Source organism: Bradyrhizobium sp. CAR08 (assembly GCF_052871955.1).
In genome coordinates, this window is the sequence record NZ_JBIXJX010000005.1 from 1 (window position 1) to 19,223 (window position 19,223).

General features: G+C 64.4%; 19 protein-coding genes and 2 pseudogenes. 13 read left to right on the plus strand and 8 right to left on the minus strand.

From position 1 onward, the window contains the following. Positions 1 to 124, plus strand: a pseudogene (locus ACIPUD_RS12370) (IS481 family transposase); the annotation flags it as partial. 127 nt (positions 125 to 251) lie between these two features. Here the strand turns inward: ACIPUD_RS12370 and ACIPUD_RS12375 are convergent. The 6 genes and pseudogenes from ACIPUD_RS12375 to ACIPUD_RS12400 form a co-directional block, all read right to left on the minus strand. Beyond that, positions 252 to 737: a peroxiredoxin gene (locus ACIPUD_RS12375; protein WP_018453139.1), complete on the minus strand. Its 486-nt coding sequence runs from the start codon at positions 735 to 737 to the stop codon at positions 252 to 254. A 107-nt stretch (positions 738 to 844) separates the two neighbouring features. Continuing rightward, positions 845 to 1,399, minus strand: a complete 555-nt coding sequence (locus ACIPUD_RS12380; RefSeq protein ID WP_368506973.1) for a DUF924 family protein — start codon at positions 1,397 to 1,399, stop codon at positions 845 to 847. A 15-nt stretch (positions 1,400 to 1,414) separates the two neighbouring features. Continuing rightward, positions 1,415 to 3,100, minus strand: coding sequence for a long-chain fatty acid--CoA ligase (locus ACIPUD_RS12385; protein WP_018453141.1), 1,686 nt, complete (start codon positions 3,098 to 3,100; stop codon positions 1,415 to 1,417). 190 nt (positions 3,101 to 3,290) lie between these two features. Next, a pseudogene (locus tag ACIPUD_RS12390) lies at positions 3,291 to 4,729 on the minus strand (D-alanyl-D-alanine carboxypeptidase family protein). Between the two features lie 202 nt (positions 4,730 to 4,931). Further along, positions 4,932 to 6,728, minus strand: a complete 1,797-nt coding sequence (locus ACIPUD_RS12395; RefSeq protein WP_085350799.1) for a glucan ABC transporter ATP-binding protein/ permease — start codon at positions 6,726 to 6,728, stop codon at positions 4,932 to 4,934. A gap of 89 nt (positions 6,729 to 6,817) precedes the next feature. Then, positions 6,818 to 7,864, minus strand: coding sequence for an ABC transporter substrate-binding protein (locus tag ACIPUD_RS12400; protein ID WP_018453144.1), 1,047 nt, complete (start codon positions 7,862 to 7,864; stop codon positions 6,818 to 6,820). A 227-nt stretch (positions 7,865 to 8,091) separates the two neighbouring features. Between ACIPUD_RS12400 and ACIPUD_RS12405 the strand changes: the two genes are divergently transcribed. The 7 genes from ACIPUD_RS12405 (at position 8,092) to ACIPUD_RS12435 (ending at position 13,600) form a co-directional block, all read left to right on the plus strand. After that, complete coding sequence (locus tag ACIPUD_RS12405; RefSeq protein ID WP_018453145.1) at positions 8,092 to 8,463, plus strand: hypothetical protein; 372 nt, start codon at positions 8,092 to 8,094, stop codon at positions 8,461 to 8,463. Positions 8,464 to 8,584: 121 nt separating this feature from the next. Further along, positions 8,585 to 8,989: a phosphoribosyl-ATP diphosphatase gene (gene hisE / locus ACIPUD_RS12410; RefSeq protein ID WP_007597487.1), complete on the plus strand. Its 405-nt coding sequence runs from the start codon at positions 8,585 to 8,587 to the stop codon at positions 8,987 to 8,989. 45 nt (positions 8,990 to 9,034) lie between these two features. Continuing rightward, positions 9,035 to 9,637, plus strand: a complete 603-nt coding sequence (locus tag ACIPUD_RS12415) for a YqaA family protein (RefSeq protein ID WP_085385485.1) — start codon at positions 9,035 to 9,037, stop codon at positions 9,635 to 9,637. A 48-nt stretch (positions 9,638 to 9,685) separates the two neighbouring features. After that, complete coding sequence (locus tag ACIPUD_RS12420; RefSeq protein WP_446480752.1) at positions 9,686 to 10,222, plus strand: hypothetical protein; 537 nt, start codon at positions 9,686 to 9,688, stop codon at positions 10,220 to 10,222. Positions 10,223 to 10,252: 30 nt separating this feature from the next. Beyond that, positions 10,253 to 11,653, plus strand: a complete 1,401-nt coding sequence (locus ACIPUD_RS12425; RefSeq protein WP_211398962.1) for an aspartate ammonia-lyase — start codon at positions 10,253 to 10,255, stop codon at positions 11,651 to 11,653. A 149-nt stretch (positions 11,654 to 11,802) separates the two neighbouring features. Continuing rightward, positions 11,803 to 12,771 (plus strand): NAD(P)H-dependent flavin oxidoreductase, encoded by a 969-nt coding sequence (locus ACIPUD_RS12430; RefSeq protein ID WP_446480753.1) that lies wholly within the window; start codon positions 11,803 to 11,805, stop codon positions 12,769 to 12,771. A 55-nt stretch (positions 12,772 to 12,826) separates the two neighbouring features. Continuing rightward, entirely contained in the window at positions 12,827 to 13,600 is a 774-nt protein-coding gene (locus ACIPUD_RS12435; RefSeq protein WP_446480754.1) for a thioesterase family protein, read from the plus strand. 10 nt (positions 13,601 to 13,610) lie between these two features. On the opposite strand, the gene ACIPUD_RS12440 is transcribed toward ACIPUD_RS12435, so the two are convergent. Then, on the minus strand, positions 13,611 to 15,173 hold the full coding sequence (locus ACIPUD_RS12440; protein WP_446480755.1) for an AMP-binding protein: 1,563 nt from the start codon (positions 15,171 to 15,173) through the stop codon (positions 13,611 to 13,613). 108 nt (positions 15,174 to 15,281) lie between these two features. Between ACIPUD_RS12440 and ACIPUD_RS12445 the strand changes: the two genes are divergently transcribed. From ACIPUD_RS12445 to ACIPUD_RS12460, 4 genes are all read left to right on the plus strand, one after another. Further along, the gene (locus ACIPUD_RS12445) at positions 15,282 to 16,256 is read left to right on the plus strand and encodes an NAD(P)H-dependent flavin oxidoreductase (RefSeq protein WP_446480756.1); all 975 of its coding nucleotides are present in this window, start codon (positions 15,282 to 15,284) and stop codon (positions 16,254 to 16,256) included. Between the two features lie 139 nt (positions 16,257 to 16,395). Then, positions 16,396 to 16,644: a hypothetical protein gene (locus tag ACIPUD_RS12450; protein WP_018453152.1), complete on the plus strand. Its 249-nt coding sequence runs from the start codon at positions 16,396 to 16,398 to the stop codon at positions 16,642 to 16,644. Between the two features lie 132 nt (positions 16,645 to 16,776). Further along, positions 16,777 to 17,487 (plus strand): hypothetical protein, encoded by a 711-nt coding sequence (locus ACIPUD_RS12455; RefSeq protein ID WP_018453153.1) that lies wholly within the window; start codon positions 16,777 to 16,779, stop codon positions 17,485 to 17,487. Positions 17,488 to 17,573: 86 nt separating this feature from the next. Then, complete coding sequence (locus ACIPUD_RS12460) at positions 17,574 to 18,287, plus strand: hypothetical protein (RefSeq protein WP_085350794.1); 714 nt, start codon at positions 17,574 to 17,576, stop codon at positions 18,285 to 18,287. A 106-nt stretch (positions 18,288 to 18,393) separates the two neighbouring features. On the opposite strand, the gene ACIPUD_RS12465 is transcribed toward ACIPUD_RS12460, so the two are convergent. After that, positions 18,394 to 18,618, minus strand: coding sequence for a cysteine rich repeat-containing protein (locus tag ACIPUD_RS12465; protein WP_085350793.1), 225 nt, complete (start codon positions 18,616 to 18,618; stop codon positions 18,394 to 18,396). A gap of 235 nt (positions 18,619 to 18,853) precedes the next feature. Here ACIPUD_RS12465 and ACIPUD_RS12470 point away from each other — a divergent pair, with 235 nt between their 5' ends. Continuing rightward, positions 18,854 to 19,135, plus strand: coding sequence for a hypothetical protein (locus tag ACIPUD_RS12470; protein ID WP_026232471.1), 282 nt, complete (start codon positions 18,854 to 18,856; stop codon positions 19,133 to 19,135). Positions 19,136 to 19,223: the final 88 nt, after the last annotated feature.

Here is a 19,223-nt window from a genome sequence, read left to right on the forward strand (position 1 = left end):
GCTCGACCGCGACGGCCGCTACGGAATCTTCTTTGCCAGTTGGCAGGTCGGATCAATCGACTTGACGCGCAGCCAAACTGTCAGTGATGTGTCCGAACAGGCGTCAGCTATGTCTCCGGTCTAAACACTTGACCGGGCGATCCAGTACGCAGCGGCCGCTCGATTCAACAACAACTGTCTCTGGAATACTGAATGCCCCGCTTTCGCGGGGCATGACAGTGTCGTTTGTGGCTGAAAGCGGCGTCTAAAGCTTACAGCTGCCCGAGCAGCGTATCGCCGCCGGACACCTCGACCTTGCCGGGCATCGCCTCGAGGTTCAGCTTCTTGACCACGCCGTCCTCGACCAGCATCGAATAGCGCTTGGAGCGGATGCCGAGACCGTTGCCGGAGGCGTCGAGCTCCATGCCGATCGCCTTGGTGAAGTCGGCATTGCCGTCGGCGAGGAAGATGGCCTCGTCGCGCTGGTCGGTATCGCGCTTCCAGGCGTTCATGACGAAGGCGTCGTTGACGGAGACGATGGCGATGGTGTCGACGCCCTTGTCCTTGAGGGCGTAGGCGTTGAGGAAAATGCTCGGCAGATGCATCTTGTGGCAGGTCCCGGTATAGGCGCCGGGCACCGCGAACAGCGCCACTTTCTTGCCCTTGAAGATGTCGTCAGTGGTCTTCACCTGCGGGCCTTCGGCCGTCATCACGCGGAATTTCGCCTCGGGCAGTTTGTCGCCAGTCTGGATCGCCATCGTCAGTCTCCCTGAAAATCGGTCCCGCTTTTTAGACCGTGCGGCGGCGCTGCACAATGTTGCCGGTAGGGCAGGCGGTGAGGGCGGGACCCTTCAACGTTATGTCATCAGCCGGCGAACCCGCCGCCGTCGAGGAAGGCCTGCTCGTCCGGGGTGGTGTCGCGGCCGAGCAGACGGTTGCGGTGGGGGAAGCGGCCAAACCGCCGGATGATGTCGGCGTGCTCACGCGCGTATTTCAGATTTTCGGCATTGTCGGTGTTTTGAAACAGCGCGACGCAGTGCAATTGGTCGGGCAGGTGCTCGGAATGCATGAAGGGTAAATAGAGGAATTCGAGCAGGACCGGATCGACCCTTTGATCTGCGCCCCCCGCAATGGCGCGGCGGGCGACGTCGCGCGCCAGCGCATCGCTGGCAAAGGCCTGCGACGTGCCGCGAAACATGTTACGTGGAAACTGGTCGAGCACGATGACGAGCGCGAGTGCGCCCTCGTCGGTCGCCTCCCATGACGAGAGTTCGCCGGCGACCGCCTTCTGCCACAGCGTGAGAAAGCGGCGCCTGACCTCCGCGTCGAATGCGTCGTTGCGCTCGTACCAGGCATCGCGGCCGGCCTCGCGCCAGAAGGCGAGGATGCCGGCCGGACTGATGTTGCTGTCGTCGGTCATGAACGAAAGAGGCGCTTACGCCGCCTCCGCCTTCTTCTCGTCGCGCAGCTGCCGCCGAAGGATCTTGCCGACATTGGTCTTCGGCAGGTCGGTGCGGAATTCGATGTGCTTGGGCACCTTGTAACCCGTCAGCTGCTCCTGGCAGAACTTGACCAGGGCCTCCGCCGTGAGGTTCGGGTCCTTCTTGACCACGAACGCCTTCACCGCCTCCCCCGACTTGGAATCGGGAATGCCGATGACGGCGCATTCGAGCACCCCGGGGTTGCTCGCGATCACTTCCTCGATCTCGTTCGGATAGACGTTGAAGCCGGAGACCAGGATCATGTCCTTCTTGCGGTCCACGATCTTGGTGTAGCCCTTCTCGTCCATGATGCCGATGTCGCCGGTGCGGAAATAGCCGTCCGCGGTCATCACCTTGGCCGTCTCCTCCGGCCTGTTCCAGTAGCCCGACATCACCTGCGGGCCCTTGGCGCAGATCTCGCCGGGCTGGCCGAGCGGCATCTCGTTGCCGTCGTCGTCGCGGATCGAGATCCAGGTCGAGGGCACGGGGATGCCGATAGTGCCGTTGAACTCCGGATTGGTCGTGGTGTTGCAGGTCAGCGTCGGAGATGTCTCCGACAGGCCGTAGCCTTCGGCGATGGAGCAGCCCGTGATGGCCTTCCACTGCTCGGCGACGGGGCGCTGCACCGCCATGCCGCCACCGTTCGAGATCTTCAGCTTGGAGAAGTCGAGCTTTTTGAAGTCGGGATGATGCATCAGGCCGTTGTAGAGCGTGTTCACGGCAGGGAAGTTGTTGACCTGGTACTTCGCCAATTCCTTGATGAAGCCCGGGATGTCGCGCGGATTGGGGATCAGGAGATTGCAGCCGCCGGCGCGCACCGCGAGCAGGTAGCAGGCTGTCAGCGCGAAGATGTGATAGAGCGGCAGCGCGCAAACGACCATGAGTTGATCGACATGCGGCGGCGCGGCCATCGCCGGCTGCAGCCAGGCGTCGTTCTGCAGGACGTTGGCGACGATGTTGCGATGAAGCAGGGTGGCGCCCTTGGACACGCCGGTGGTGCCGCCGGTATATTGCAGGAAGGCGACGTCGCCGGGTGACAGCTTCGGCTTGTTGAAGGCCAGAGAGCGGCCGGCGGAGATCGCGTCGTTGAAGGAGACCGCGCCCGGCAGCGACCATGCCGGCACCATCTTCTTGACGCGGCGGACGACCAGATTGACGATCACTCCCTTGAAGCCGAGCAGGTCGCCCATGCTGCCGACGATGACGTGCTTGACTTGCGTCTTCGCGATCACCTGCTCGACGGTGTGGGCGAAGTTCTCGAGCACGATGATGGCTTCGGCGCCGGAATCCTTGAGCTGGTGCTCGAGCTCGCGCGGCGTGTAGAGCGGATTGACATTGACCACCGCGAAACCGGCGCGCAGCACGGCTGCGGTCGCGACCGGATATTGCAGCACGTTCGGCATCATGATCGCGACGCGGGCGCCGCGTTGCAGGCCGCGCCCTTGCAGATAGGACGCCATCGCCAGCGACATCTGGTCGAGGTCGCGATAGCTGATCGACTTGTCCATGCAGATGAACGCCTTGCGGTCGGCGAACTTGGCGAAGCTCTCCTCCAGGAGGTCGACCAGCGATGAATATTGCGTCGGCTCGATATCGGCGGGGACGCCGGGCGGATATTGCTTAAGCCAGATGCGCTCCATGGAAACTCCCCTCATTGACCAGAGCCCGTTGTGTCTCGGGCTTGCCTCGTTGCCGTCAGTATCGAGCCTGCCGGAACGGGTGGCAAGCGGTCGAGGCTTAGGACAAACGTCAGGGAGTGGCTACCGGAATCCTTGCAAATGGCGCTGCCGCAACTGCGAAGTGCGGCGCGGTCTCGCCTCGCGTCGGCTGTTAACTGTTGTTGGCGGGCTTGGCGGGCTTGGTCGCGGCCTTGGGCTTGGCGGGCTTGGCCGCCTCGCCGCCCACCGCAGGCTTTGCCACCGCATCGGGCTTGGCTGCGGCATGCTTGGTACCGGCCGGCTTAGCTGCGGACTTGCCGTCGGCCGGCTTTGCGGCCGCCGCCGTCTTGGCATCGGGCTTCGCCGCCGCCGTCTTGGCATCCTTCGGCTTGTCTGCCGCGTCGGGCTTTTTGGCGACGCGCGACTTCTTGCCACGCGGCTTTGGCGTAGCCTGCTGGTCGGCATCGGCCGCGACCGCCGCGATCAGGGCGGTCCCGGTGCGGGTCGGACCGGTATACACCAGCACGGGCTCGGCCGCCGCCGGGGCCGAGGCCATCAGCTCGGAGGCCTTCATCAGAGGCGGCTGAAGCCCGGCCGTGAAGAAGGTGACTTGGGCTTCGCCGCCGGTGGCCGAGGCGGACCCGGACGTGCCGCCATTGGCCGCGATCAGCGCGTCGTCATCGTCGCTGGCCGGCCGCTTGCGATGGCCGCCGCACATGTCGTCACGCAGGTTCGGCGGCGAGGCGTCGACCGGCACCAGCTTGTCGACGGTGCCGAGCGAGGGGCGGAGCCAGGTGAGATTATCTTGCGAGAAGCCGCGCTCCAGCAGCTGCGCCGCCTTCACCGCGCGCGCGGTCCCGGAGTTGGCGCCCAGCACGACGGCGATCAGCCGGCGGCCGTTGCGGGTGGCCGACGCGACGAGATTGTAGCCGGAGGCGCAGATGAAGCCGGTCTTGAAACCGTCGGCGCCGGGATAGCGGCCGATCAGCTTGTTGAAATTGCCGGTGACGCGCTTGCCGAAGCGGATTGCCGGAATGTGCACGAAATACTCGTACTCGGGCAGGTCGCGCAGGAACGAGCGCGCGAGAATGCCAAGATCCCGCGCGGAGGTGATCTGTCCGTCGGCGGGCAGGCCGTTCGGATTGACGTAGCTCGTCTGCGTCATGCCGAGCTTCTGCGCCGTGTCGTTCATCAGCGCCGAGAAACCATCGATCGAACCGCCAACGCCTTCGGCGAGCACGACGGCCATGTCGTTCGCCGATTTCACCATCATCATCTTGAGCGCGTTGTCGACGGTAAGCTGCGTTCCCGGGCGAAAGCCCATCTTCGAGGGCGACTGCGAGGCTGCCGTCGGCGAAACCGTGAGCAGTGTGTCGAGTGTGAGCTTGCCGTCCTTGACCGCCTTCAGCGTCACATAGGCGGTCATGATCTTGGTGACGGAAGCCGGATACCAAGGAATGGTCGCGTTCTCCGCCTGCAGCACCTTGCCGCTATCGGCCTCGATCAGGAGCAGCGCTTCGGCGCTCGCCGCGCGAGCAACGCGGCACACGCGAGTGCCGCGGCGAACAGGTTGAACAGGGATTGACGAAGCAGCGGGCGAAGAGCGTGCACTATCCGATTCCGGTCCTTGGAGACCCGCCGGTTCCGGTCGGCTCTCGTGATCTGATGTTCGGTTCTGAAATCCAGCGCCGCCGCTTGCGGCGCCGCAAACCTATACCGGCTGGTGCGTCGGGAATAGGGGCATCAGCGGGGTATTCCGCAATGAAATGGGCCGAATTTCGACGATACGATGGGGACTTGCCAAGGCGGCTTGTTAAGGCGACTTGGCGGCCGTCGCGGCAGCCTCAGCCGCTGTCACGCTGGCCCGTGCGTTCTCCTGAATCATGAATTGAGCCCTGGCGAGGTCGGCGAAATGGCCGCCTTTGGCCACGAGTTCATCGAAAGTTCCGCTTTCGATCACGCGCCCGTTCTCGAACACCAGGATACGCGTGGCATTGCGGATGGTGGAGAGACGGTGGGCGATCACGAAGGTGGTGCGGCCCTTCATCACTTCGTCGAGAGCGGTATTCACCTTGGCCTCGGTGACGGCGTCGAGTGCGCTCGTCGCCTCGTCCAGGATCAGGATCGGCGGATCCTTCAGCAGTGCACGTGCGATCGACAGCCGCTGGCGCTCACCACCCGACAGCATCCGGCCCCGCTCGCCGGCATTGGTCTCGAAGCCGCCGCTGCGCTCGATGAATTCGAGCGCCTGTGCGCGCTCCGCCGCCTTGCGCATCTCGGCCTCGGTGGCGTCCGGCTTGCCGACGCGCAAATTCTCCGCGATCGAGCGGTTGAACAGCAGCGCCTCCTGAAAGACCACGCCGATGTTCCGCCGCAGCGATGTCAGCGTCACCCCGCGCACGTCCATGCCGTCGATCCTGATGAAGCCGGACTGCGGATCGAAGGCGCGATGCAGCAGCGCAATCGCCGTCGACTTGCCGGCGCCCGTCGCGCCGACCAGTGCGATGGTCTGGCCGGGAAGCGCGGTGAAGGAGAGGTCCTCGACCGCCGGCCGCTTGCCGTCATAGGAGAAGGTGACGTCGTTGAATTCAACGAGGCCGGAGAGCCGACCCGCATCGATCGCGTCGTGCCGGTCGTGCACCGCAGGAACCGCATCGAGCACGTTGAAGAACTCGCGCAGGCGCGGGGCTTCCATGAACACGTTGTTGATGAAGCTCACGACCTGCTCCAGCTTCTGGATCAGAAGCGTCGCGAAGCTCACGAACATGACGATCTCGCCGACAGAGGTCAGCCCCTGGTCGTGCAGCGCGATGCCGAAAGTGAAGATCGCGAGCACGGTGATCGTGGTGGAGGCGCGCGTGATGACGGTGACGAGTGCCCACCACGACAGCACCGGCATTTGCGCCGCTAGCAACTCGTCGGCGACGGAGCGCAGGCCCTTCACCTCGGATTCGACGCGGACGAAACTCTGCACCAGCGCGACGTTGCCAAGGGCGTCGGACGCGCGCGCGGAGAGCTCGCTGTAGTGCTCCTCCACCTCCATCTGCATGCCGAAGGTTCTGCGCACCACGAAGGTGGTCAGCGCGGTGAAGACGATGCAGAGCACGAACAGCAGGATTGCAAGCCGCCAGTTCAGGTAGAGCGATAGCGGCAGCAGCACCACGACCGAGAGGATCGCGGCAAAATGCTCTCGAAAGAAGCCGACCCATAACCGCCACAGCGCATCTGTGCCGTTCAGCATCACCTTCATCAACCGGCCCGAATGGGTGCCCGAATGGAAGGTCAGAGGCAGCTGCAGGATGTGCTCGAAATAGTCCGTCAGGACCGCCTGCCGCTGGCGGTGGGAGAGCCGGTCGGCCTGCAACGCTACGACCGCGCTGCAGACGATGGTGAACAGTCCGAACGCGACCCATGCAACCAGGAACGGCCAGGCCGAGTTGGAGCCTGCGACCGTTTTGCCGGAGAGCACATCGACGATCCGGCCGAACAGCACCGGTTCGGCGAATTGCGAGCCCGCAAGCAGGAGATTGACGACCGCAAGCAGCCAGCCCAGCCGTGCCTCCTTACCGAGCAGCTCGAGAACGCGGGTGTAGAGGCGGAGAATGGGCATGGGCGAGGAGCTCGGGCGGCTGGAACGGAGTGAGCGCATACTCTAATCAGGGATCGCCCGTGAGATATAGCGGAAGCTGTCGGTTTTGCTCAGTTGATCAACCGCCCTGCAACTGGCGGCAAGAACCCGCTGTCGAAGATGTCGCCCGCCGCCGGCCGGTTGCGGAATTTGAAATCCTGCCCGATCTGGTCGATCGCGCGATCCATGCGCGCCGGGTCGATGTCGCCGAGGCCGTTGCGACGGACCTCGTCCGTCAGGATGTTGTCGACGAGGACGGTGCGCAGCCGCTCCAGCTCAAGATCGCGATCGCCGCCGTCGATGCGGCTCGCGGCTTCGTCCGCCGCACGCGCCGGGTCCTTGACGGTCGCGTTGATGCCGGCGATCAATGCGCGGACGAATCCCTTCACGGTGTCCGGCTTGGCCGCGGCGAAAGCCGGGTTGACCACGACGGCAAAGCCATAGGCCTCGCAACCATAATCGGCATAGCGAAGCGCGACGAGATCGCCGCCTGGCACGCCGCGGTCGCGCAGGTTCACTGCCGAGAGATAGCTGAAGCCGGCGACGGCATCGACCTGTCCCGCGGAGAGGATCGGCTCGCGCACCGCGGCGCTGATCTTGTGGAATTTCACGTGAGCCGTGTCGATGCCGTTCTGCTGCGCCAGCGCCGGCCACAGCCGCATCGACAGATCGCTATCGGCAACGCCGACGGTTTTGCCGTCCAGGTCGGGCAGGAGGTGGATGCCGCGGCTCCTGCGGGCGACGATCGCGTAGGGCGCGCGGTTGAACAGCACGAATACCGCCTTGACCGGGGTCGCATCCTTGTCGCGGAAGCGGATCAGCTCGTTGATGTCGACGAGCGCGAGCTCGCTGTTGCCCTTGGCGACGCGCGCAAGCGCCTCCGGCGATCCGGCCGCGCTGCTGAAGGAGACGTTGAGACGTTCGGCGCCGAAGCTGCCGTCCTTGGCGGCAAGGAAGAACGGCGCCATGCTCGCATCGATCGGGCGGTCGAAGGTGAAGTGGATCGCAATGGAGGGCACGACGGTCTCGGCCGCGGTAGCATCGCGCGCAGTCAGCACCGCAAGCGAGATTGCAGCGGCCAGCAGACCGCGAAGAGCAATTGTCGTGAATTCGAACATCAGTCGCGCCGGTCCGGTGTTGTTATGGCTTGGTGACGCTCGGAGCGCCGGCTGGCGACAAGCTTGTTCGCGCCAACATGAACGGCGGATGAGCGGCGGTTGCGTCACGATCACGCAACCCCGTTCAGCTTGTGTTGGGGTTGGGGAACCCAACATGGGATGCGGGTGTTTGAGAGACACGAGCCTGTCATCAGGCACCATTCGAGGTCCCAAGGAGGGTCCAGGACATGTTTGACAGATTTTCAGGATTTGCCGGCCGTAAGGCCGTTCTCGCTACCGCCGCGGTGCTGGCGCTGACCGCAATAACCCCGACCGCTTCCTACGCGGGCGGCCGTCATTGGCATGGTGGCGGCGGTGGCGCGGCGGCTGCTGCAGCGTTTGCCGGCATCGTCGGCACCGGTCTTGCGATCGCCGCGACCCGCAACGCCTACGCCTATGACGATGGCCCCTATTATGGCGGCCCCGCCTATTACAGCGGCCCTGCCTATTACGGCGACGGCCCGTATTACGGACCCGGCCCGAACTACCAGTATCAGCGTTACGGCGGCACGGCTCCGTCGGAGCTCTGCGGCCAAGGCCACCGCACCAACTGCTACTAGTTTTGGCCACAACAAAAGGTTGACCACAAACGGGCCGTCGTGCTTGCCGCGGCGGCCCCTTTTTGGGCTCTACTATCGCGCGTTAACGCGCTGGCCATGGGTTTAGAGTAGCGTCGCGTACATGAGTGATTCGCTTGAGCGGCTATATCTGGCTGTGCTCGCGGCCAGGGACCTTGATCCGGCAACATCGCGCACAGCGCGGCTGTTTCAGCGCGGCCCGTCAAAAATGGCGAAGAAGCTGGCTGAAGAGGCCATCGAGGTCGTCATCGACGCGGTCAACGGCGATAGCGAAGCCGTGATCCGGGAAAGCGCAGATCTACTCTACAATCTGACCGTGCTCTGGGCCTCGGCCGGCGTGCGCCCCGAGGACGTCTGGCGCGAGATGACGCGGCGTGAAGACATGCTCGGCATCGCCGAGAAACTGCCGAAGTCGGCTATGAAACTGCCCAAAGTTGCGTCACCGCGTGTCGCCGCCAGGCGGCCAATCGTCGCGCTCGAAGGCCGCACCGCGCGCAAGCGCCACTAGTATTGGCACAAATCGGTCCCATCTCGGCATGGACAAATCCGTCCCATGGTGCTTCATCGCGGCGCCATGCTGAAACGTATTTACGACTGGTGCATCGACGCCGCTCACAAGCCTTACGCGCTCTGGATCATGGGCGCCGTGGCTTTCGCTGAAAGCTCCTTCTTTCCCGTCCCGCCGGACGTGATGCTGATCCCGATGTCACTGGCGCGCCCGCAACGCGCCTGGGTCTATGCGGCGATCTGCACTGCGACGTCGGTGCTGGGTGGCCTTCTGGGCTACGCTATCGGTGCGCTGCTCTTCGACTCGGTCGGCCATTGGCTGATCGAAGTCTATGGCCTCGGCGGCAAGGTCGACGCCTTCCGCGCCTCCTATGCCGAATGGGGCGCCGTGATCATCCTGCTCAAGGGCCTCACGCCGATCCCCTACAAGCTCGTGACCATCACGTCCGGCTTTGCCGGCTACAATCTCGGGCTCTTCATCCTGTGCTCGATCGTGGCGCGTGGCGGGCGCTTCTTTATCGTGGCGATCCTGCTAAACCGCTACGGCGACTGGATCCGGATCAAGATCGAGAAGCATCTCGGATTGGTGGTGGCAATCGGCGCCGCGGTGCTCGTGCTCGGCTTTGTCGTCGCAATCAAATTGATCTAACGCCCAAGGCGCTTTGCCACCGCGCCTCGTTCGGCTACGGTTGCCGCCATGATGCTTCGATCCGGCAATCCGGTCCTGCGACTGGGCACGATGACATTTGCGGCGCTTTCGGTCCTGCTCGCTGCCGGCGGTACCGGATGGCCGCAATCCGCACCGCCGGCGCTCGGCTTGCAGGAGCAAGGACCGCAGGCCGCACCGGCGCCTTCGACAGCTCCTTCGTCGCCGCCGGCGCATGAGGAAAACCCCGGGCTGATCAACGAAATGGGCAAGCTGTTCGAAAAGCTGCCCTCGATCCTGCCGCCGATCAAAAGCCCGAGCGAGACCATGAACGATTTGTCGCGCCTGGCGAAGCCGTCGACCATGGTGTCGGGACGCGTGGCCTGTCCGGCCTCGTCGAACGGCGCGCCCGACTGCAAGCTCGCCGCCGACACACTCTGCCAGAGCAAGGGCTACACGGAAGGCAAGAGCCTGAATGCCGACTCCGCGGAAAAGTGCTCGGCCAAGGTTCTGATCCCGGGCAGGCAACGCAAACCGGATGACTGCCGCACTGATACCTTCGTCACCAGCGCGCTGTGCCAGAACTGAGGACGTCGCGCGAGCAAGCAAGGAGCGCCCATGAGCCGCACGGAGCAGGACTTCCTCGGACAGCGTGAGATCGCCGACGACATCTATTACGGCGTCCAGACCATCCGCGGGAAGGAGAACTTCCACATCACCGGCATTCCGATGAACCAGGAGCCTTACTTCGTGAAGGCGCTTGGTTACGTCAAGAAGGCCGCCGCCATGGCTAACCGCGATCTCGGCGCGGTGGACACCAAAGTCGCGGAAGCCATCATCGTGGGCTGCGATCGCGTCATCGCCGGCGATATGATGGACCAGTTCGTCACCGACTTCATCCAGGGCGGGGCCGGCACCTCCACCAACATGAACGCCAACGAGGTGATCGCCAATCTCGCGCTGGAATCGCTCGGCTTTGCCAAGGGCGACTACCAGCACGTCAGCCCCAACGATCACGTCAATTACGGCCAGTCCACCAACGACACCTATCCGACCGCCTTTCGGCTGGCGCTGATCCTGCGGCTCGAGAGCTACATGACGGCGCTGCGTCAGCTCCAGGAGGCGTTCTTCGCCAAGGGCAGGGAGTTCGAGCGCGTGCTGAAGATGGGCCGCACCCATTTGCAGGACGCGGTGCCGATGTCGCTCGGCGCCGAATTCCGCGGCTGGGGCACCACCATGGGCGAGGAGGTCGATCGAATCTCCGAGGCCCGCGCGCTGCTGCGCGAGATCAATCTCGGCGCCACCGCGATCGGCACCTCCGTCACCGCGGCGCACGGCTATCCCAAGCTCGCGGTCCGGCATCTGAGCGCGCTCACCGGCGTCGACTTCATCCTAGCAGGCGATCTCGTGGAGGCGACCTCCGACACCGGCGCCTATGTGCAATTGTCCGGCGTGCTCAAGCGTACCGCGAGCAAGCTAACGAAGATCTGCAACGACATCCGCCTGCTCGCCTCGGGCCCGCGTGCCGGCTTCAACGAGATCAACCTGCCGCAGCTTCAGCCGGGCTCCTCGATCATGCCCGGCAAGGTCAATCCTGTGATTCCCGAGGTCGTCAACCAGACCAGCTTCCTCGTCATCGGGCTCGACACCACCGTGACGCTCGCGGCGTCCGCGGGTCAGCTCCAGCTCAATGTGATGGAGCCGGTGATCTCGTTCGCGCTGTTCTTCTCGATCCGCACCATGGAGCGCGCGGTCAACAGCCTGCGCGAGAATTGCGTCGTGGGAATCACTGCCAACGAGGAGCATACCCGCAACATGGTGCTGAACTCGTTGGGTATCGTTACGGTGCTGAAGCCGCTGCTCGGCTACAAGCAATGCGCCGAGATCGCGCGCGAGGGCTACAAGAGCGGCAAGTCGCTGCACCAGATCGTCGTGGTCGAACGCAAGCTGCTGACCCAAGAGAAATGGGACGAGATGTTCTCGTTCGAGCGGCTGATCAATCCGGATCTGATTGCGTGATGGCGTTGTCCTGCGATGAATTCCGCACGTTGGAATTGCGGTAGCGGCGTCCTCCCCGGCGCCAAAACGCAATACTTGACAGTGGAAAGATTGCCTTGTTGGTATGGCTCCCAACTTCGATTTGACCGCCAACAGAGGATCGTCTCGCAATGTCCATGCCTGCCGTATTCAAGGGACGCCTGTCGATCCCCGTGATCGGTTCGCCGCTCTTCATTATCTCGGTGCCCGATCTCGTGATCGCGCAGTGCAAGGCGGGCGTGGTCGGCTCGTTTCCGTCGTTGAATGCGCGTCCGCCGGAGTTGCTTGACGAGTGGCTGGCGCGCATCACCGAAGAGCTCGCGGCCTATGACCGCGCGCATCCGGACAAGCCGTCGGCGCCGTTCGCGGTCAACCAGATCGTGCACAAGTCAAACAACCGGCTCGACCACGACATGCAGCTCTGCGCTAAGTACAAGGTGCCGATGATTATCTCGTCGCTCGGCGCGCGCGAGGAGCTCAATCAGGCCGTGCACGGCTGGGGCGGCATCGTTTTCCACGATGTGATCAACCAGAAGTTTGCGCACAAGGCGATCGAGAAGGGCGCCGACGGCCTGATCCTGGTCGCGGCGGGCGCCGGCGGCCATGCCGGCACGATCTCGCCATTGGCGTTCGTTGCCGAGACGCGAAAATGGTTCGACGGCCCGATCGCGCTGTCGGGCGCGATCGGCAACGGCAAGGCGATCCGCGCCGCGCGCATACTTGGCGCCGACTTTGCCTATATCGGCTCGGCCTTCATCGCCACCAAGGAAGCCAATGCCGTCGACAAATACAAGGAGATGATCGCGGGCGCGACGGCTGACGACATCGTCTATTCCAACCTGTTCACCGGCGTGCACGGCAACTATCTGAAGCCGTCGATTCTCGCCGCCGGTATGGATCCGGAGAACCTGCCGACGTCAGATCCCTCCAAGATGAACTTCGGCACCGACGCCTCCGGCGAGCGCGCCAAGCCAAAAGCCTGGAAGGAAATCTGGGGTTCGGGCCAGGGCGTCGGCAGCATCGACGGCATCGTGCCAGCCGCCGAAATGATCGCGCGCTTCAAGAAGGAATACGACGAGGCGGTCGATCCGCCGTTGTGAACTTCGCCGGGACGACAGCTTTTGCTCAGCACCGAATGTGCATCACGGAGAAACGATGCCCCCCATCTACCGCGTCGACGGCGACAGCGTCGTCACCAGCCCGGATGCCGCGGGCCCGTGGGACCGGCGTATGCAGCACGGTTCGGCGCCGGCCGCGCTGGTGACGTGGGCGGCTGAGCGCATTCCGACGCCAGTTGCAATGGACATCGCGCGCGTCACCATCGACCTGATGCGCCCGGTGCCGGTGGCACCACTCACGATCGCGACCGAGATCTTGCGCGAGGGCCGCAAGATCCAGCTCTGCGGAGTCAAGCTGCTCGCCGACGGCGTCCAGGTGGTCGGCGCCACCGTGCTCAAGATCAAGCGCCAGGCGCTGACGCTGCCCGAGCACGTCAAGGCGCTGCCGGTTACGCTGCCGTCGCCGGAGGACTCGCTGCTCGAGGACGGTCATGCCGCTACCAGCCCGTTCGTACGTTCAGTCTCGATGCGCGCTGCGCGCGGCCGCTTCGGGCAAGCCGGCGCCGGCGCGATCTGGTTTCGCGTCGACTATCCCCTGATCGCGGGCGAACCGCTCTCCCAGGCGATGCGCGCCGTGGTCGCGGCCGATTTTTCCAACGGCACCGCCTCGTCGCTCGATTTCCGCGCCTGGACCTACATCAACGCTGACCTCACCGTGAGCTTTGCGCGCCAGCCGGTCGGCGAATGGATCCTGCTCGACGGTGATTCCTGGATCGGCCCCGATGGTGCCGGGCTTGCGATGTCGCGGCTCGCCGACCGGCAGGGCTATTTCGGCCGAGCCGTGCAAAGCCTGGTGATCGAGAAGCGGTGAGGCACCTTATCTATCCCACCATCCGGCCCCGCCCGCTCCAAAAGCTCGCGCGCAGCATCTTCTTGTCGACCTTGCCGACGCCGGTCATCGGGAGTTGCTTGACGAACTGGATCTGCTTCGGTGCATGAGCCGAGCCTTTTCGCGTCTTCACCAGATTGATCAGTTCATCGGCGTCAGGTTTTGCGCCTTCGCGCAGGACGACGACAGCGGTCACGGCCTCGCCCCATTTCTCGTCGGGGATGCCGACGACCGCAACCATGGCCACATCGGCGTGCTGTGACAGCACGTCTTCGATTTCCCGCGGAAAGATGTTGAAGCCGCCGGAGACGATCATGTCCTTCTTGCGGTCGAGGATGAACATGTAGCCGCGATCGTCCTTACGAGCGATGTCGCCGGTGTGCACCCAGCCGTTCTTGAGCGTCTCGGCGGTGGTGTCGGGCCGCTTCCAGTACTCCGCCATCGCATGCGGAGCGCGCACGCAGATTTCGCCGGCCTCGCCCGTCTTCACCTCCTGGTCGTTGTCGTCGAGGATCTTGACCTCGCACGCCGCGATCGGGAAGCCACAGGACAGGAACAGTTCGGGCGTTTTGGGATCGTGATCCGCCTTGCGCAGCACCGAGATTGGGTAGCATTCGGTCTGGCCGTAGAGCTGCGAGAACACCGGCCCGATCCGTTCGATGCCCTCGACCAGCCGGCTCGGCGACATCGCGGAGGCGCCGTAGAGCACCAGCTCGAGCGAGGAGAGGTCGGTCCTGCTCAATGCGGGATGATCGAGCAGCACATAGACCATGGTCGGCACGAACAGCGTGAAGTTGATGCGCTCGCGTGCGATAGTCCCCAGCACCGCCTCGGGATCGAAACCCTTCAGCATGTGCACGGTGCCGCCCCGCATCAAGGTCGGTAGCACTTTCGTGCCGGCGACATGGCTGATCGGTGCCACCGCGAGGTAGCGCGCGCCATCGGGAATCTCGAAGTCGGCGAGGATCGCGGCCGCGGCTCCGGCATTTTCGCGGTGGTAGCGCAACGCGCCCTTGGATTTGCCGGTGGTGCCACCGGTGTAATTCAGCGTGGAGAGGTCGTCGGGTCGGGCGAGGCAATGCGCGCTGGCATGGCCTTCGATCTCGATCGCCTGCAAGAGATCGACGCCATAGTTGGCCGGTCCCGTGGTGAACACCGCCTTGAGCCAGGTCGCCTGCGCGGCGAGCTCGCCGCCGCGATCGTGGAAGGCGGCCGCATCGACCACCAGCACCTCGGCCTCGGAATCCTCGAGCTGGAACATCTGGTCTCCCGGCGATCCCAAAGGATGCAGCCAGGTGACGCAGAGCCGCGACAATTGCGCGGCAACGCCGGCGCACCAGGTGTCGGCGCGGTTCGCGGTGAGGAAGGCGACCCGCGCGCCGGGCTGCAATTCAAGCCGCATGAACACGCCCTGGATGCGCCCGATCAGGTCGATGGTGCCCTGATAGCTCAGCGATCCGCCGGGCCACGCGAACGCGGTTCGGCCCGGATAGCGCGACAGCGCCCGCAGCGCCTGCGCGCAAGTCGGGGACGATGCATGGAGCGGATCGGACATATGTTTCCTCGCTGCTTTGTCATCGGCTTCCGGCGTGCCAATGTTTACCGCGACGCTAGCACAGGGAATGCGGGATGGAACGACTAAGCCCGCGCGAGGGAGGCACGCGTGACGTCAGATCGGCTGCAACATTTCCACGGTCGTCTCGCCCTGCCGCTGATTGCCGCGCCGATGTTTCTGGTCTCGGGCGTCGAGCTCATGGTCGCGGCCTGCCGCAACGGCGTGATCGGCAGCTTCCCCACCGCGAATTGCCGTAGCACCGAACAACTCGATGAATGGCTCACCGACATCGAAGCGCGGCTGCGGTGGCATGAAGATCAAACCGGCCGAAAGGCCGCGCCGCTTTGCCCAAACCTGATCGTGCACCGCTCCAATGCACGGCTGGAGCAGGATCTCGCCGTGTTGCTGCACCACAGGCCGGAGATCGTCATCACCTCGGTCGGCTCGCCCACGACGGTGCTCAAGCCGCTGCACGACGTCGGCGCATTGGTGCTTGCGGATGTTGCCTCGATCCGCCACGCCGAACGCGCGGCGGAAGCAGGTGCCGACGGGCTCGTGCTGCTCACTGCGGGCGCGGGCGGGCAGACCGGCTGGCTCAACCCGTTCGCCTTCGTCCGCGCGGTGCGCGCGTTCTACGATGGCATCATCGTGCTCGCGGGCGGCATCAGCGACGGCCACGCATTGCGCGCGGCCGAAGTGCTCGGCTGCGATCTCGGCTACATGGGTACGAAGTTCATCGCGACGCGGGAGAGCATGGCGGATGAGCGTCACAAGCAAATGCTGGTCGACGGCAGCGCGGACGACATCTTGCTGACCACCGCGTTCACGGGCCTGCAGACCAGCATGCTCAAACCGTCGATCCTGGCAGCCGGTCTCGACCCCGACGATCTGCCGGCGCGCGGTGCAATCGACGTCGGCAAGGACATCGACGTCAACGCGCGCGAGAGCCGCCCCAAGCGCTGGCGCGATATCTGGAGCGGCGGGCATTCGATATCGGGTGTGACCGAAGTGATGGAGGTCAACGATCTCGTCGCGCGGACGGTCGCCGAGTATCGAGAGGCGGGTGGCCGCCTCTCCCCGTAAAAACCCGGAGACCGACAGGGCCCGTCGCCTCCATCACAGTTAATCGAGCGCTCCTTAGAAGCCGTCACTTAACGGCAGATTAACCATCGATCGCCCAGAATCCACCTCAGGCGCCAATCAGGACCGAGAGGGACAGGCGATGGACTTCGACTTTCTCAACGCCAAGACGGCGGCTTCGCTGGACGAAATTCGCGTTCGCGTAGCCCACGCGCTGGCCCGCCACCCGCTGTGCCGCAATGTTCGCTTCGACATCGTCAGCGTCCCCCGCACCCGCCGGGGCGGCAATTGGACGGTGGCGCTGCAATCGGTCGAGCCGCGTGGTGTCTGGGAGGCCTCGGAGATCGTGGCCGACATCCAGGACGCTTACGATCTCGCGCTAGCTGCTTGATTTTGTTGACCTTTCCAGATGATGTCGCCGCAGTCCGCGCGATTGCCGCCGCGATGGCACGGTTAAGCCTTAATTTTCGCCCAGTTTGCGGGCAGTGATCACGTGGACTTGAAGCCGGTTGCGGAGAGACGTTTGTCGAAAGCCATCACCATCGTCGTGCTGACCTGCTTCCTCGTCCTCGGCGCCGCCACCACCGCCATTCTCGGCCGCGACAGCGTGCCCAGCGTCAGCGCCGAAATGATCACGCAGGCGCCGGCGCCCAAGCTGCTTGCAACCAATCGGGCCGCCAAGGCCGACCGTCTGGTTCCGACGCTGGCGCTAGCCTCGGCCGCCATCGACCCGGTTCAGGTTCCGGCGGACAAGCTCTCGCAAATGCCCGTGCTGACCGAGCCGCTGCGTCAGGCGTTTGCCGCCGCCACGCCATCCGATTTCCCGATGCCCAAGGCGAGCGTGAACGAGGCTCCGGCCGCTGCAGAGATTCCTGCCGTCGAAGTCCCGGCCAAGCCGAAGGTCGTCGCCAAGCCGCAGCCGCAGAAATCCTATTCGCTGTTGTCCGACGTACAGATTGCGGGCATCAGGGACCGTCTGAAGTTGTCGTCGTCGCAGGAATATTACTGGCCGTCGGTCGAGACCGCGCTGCGCAACGTTGTCCGCAAGATCTCGGCAAACAAGCTGTCCAATCCGAACGTGCAGGGCGTGCCGATCGATCCCAATTGCGACGAGGTCCAGCAGTTGAAGTCGGCCGCGATGCCGCTGCTGTTCCAGCTGCGTGACGACCAGAAAGAGGAAGTGCGCAAGCTCGCCCGCATCATTGGGCTCGAGAAGGTGGCGCAGCAGATCTGACGCGCAAGTTCCTTCCGGAACTGCGGCTATATCGGGAACATCCTGCAATTGACAAGCGTTGCCCGCTCCAAAGAGGGAGTGGACCAATGCGCGCCTCGACAGCCTATTTCGTCGGTGCAGGAACCATCGTCGCAGCCATCGCCATTGGTCTCGGCGGCGGCATTGTCGCCGGCAATATCATGAATCCGGTCTCGCCCAAGCAGGGGCCTGATACCAGCAAGATCGCGCAGCGCGCTGACGCCAAGCCCGCCACGACGGAAGCGCCATCCGAGCGCCTGCAATATCTCACCGGCTCGCAAGCCTTCGGCGCCATGGTCGCCGCGCCAGCGCAGGCCGAAGCCAAATCCGACGCCAAGGCCGAGTCCAAGCCTGAGGCAAAGTCCGAAGCGGTGAAGCCCGACACGCAGACCACTCAAGCCAACGCTGAACAGCCAGCGCAACAGCCTTCGCAGGCGGCAGCGGTGGAGCCCCCGAAACCGCCACCGGCGTCGCCTCCGCAAGTCGCAAAGCCTGCCGAGCGGCAAGCATCGACAGAGCCGTCATCCTCATCCGACAACGCCTATGCCAAGGCCAGGGATTCTGACGTCAAGCGCGCCACGTCTGAACGGCGCCGGACGGAGCGCCGTGAGCGCTGGGCCGAGCGCCGCCACTACGATTTCCGCGAGCCGCGTGGGATGCGCGACCGCACCGATTGGGACGACGTCGCGCGCAACATCCGCGAAGATGCCGATGCGCGCGAGGTCCCGAGCAGGCCGCGCGGCGGCTTTCCGCAGATCAGGCTATTCGGCGACGACGATTAGCGTCCATCCTCGCCGTCGTGCGCGCGCCCGACCTATGACCGGCGCATCGACGTCTATGGCCTGACGGCTTTGACGCCGCCGAGATTTGTGTTGTGGACGCGAGCACTCACCCGCCGTGTGACTCCACGACCTTGCGGCAGCCGTCCGAAAGCTTCGACTTGTTCTCGCGCAGGCAGGCATTCATCTGTGGCGGCTTGCCGATATGTTCGGCGCAGAATTTGTTCGCGTCGCTTCGGCAGGTCATCTGCTCCTGCGGCGTCGGACCGGATTGCGCAGCGGCGTTCTGGGCGGTAGCGGCGAGCAGCAGCACGGCAAGAACCGAGATCTTCATAAAACACCTCCTTGGGAATGTCGTTGGTCCCGCCTGGGATCAAGCGGGCCGGACCATCTCGCGAGCGCCGGGCGCAGGTCCATGCCATGTTCATGGCATCGGCCAGCCCGTCCCGCCGCCGTACCCCCATTTTCATGGCATGTATCAGCGCGCCGTCTTTTGTCATTCAGGCTGCACGTCGGCCGCGAGACCCGGCGATTGCATCGGGACGCCGAACGGGAAGCAGGAGAGCAAGATGTCGAAAAGAGCGGGAGCGCTGAGCGCCGGGCTGACAATTTTGGCGCTGGCAGGTGCGGCGACGGTCTCGCTGGGCACGAGCCCGGCGCAGGCGGTGGTCTATTGCAAGACGGTCGGCATACCCAAGGGCTGCGTGGTGCGGCCGAGAGCGGCAGTGGTCGCTGCGCCGGCCGCCGCAGTCGCGGTCGCGACACCCGGGGTCGGTGCGCCCGGTGTCGGCGTGCGTGCGGGCACGCCGATGAATCGCGGTGGTCCGGTCAATCGCGTCGGCGTGCGCTGAGAAAGACGAAAGAGTTCGGGCGAAGGAGCCTTGCGGACGAACCCCCGTCTTCCGCAGGCAAATCATCCGGCCCGTCCCTCTCTCCGCG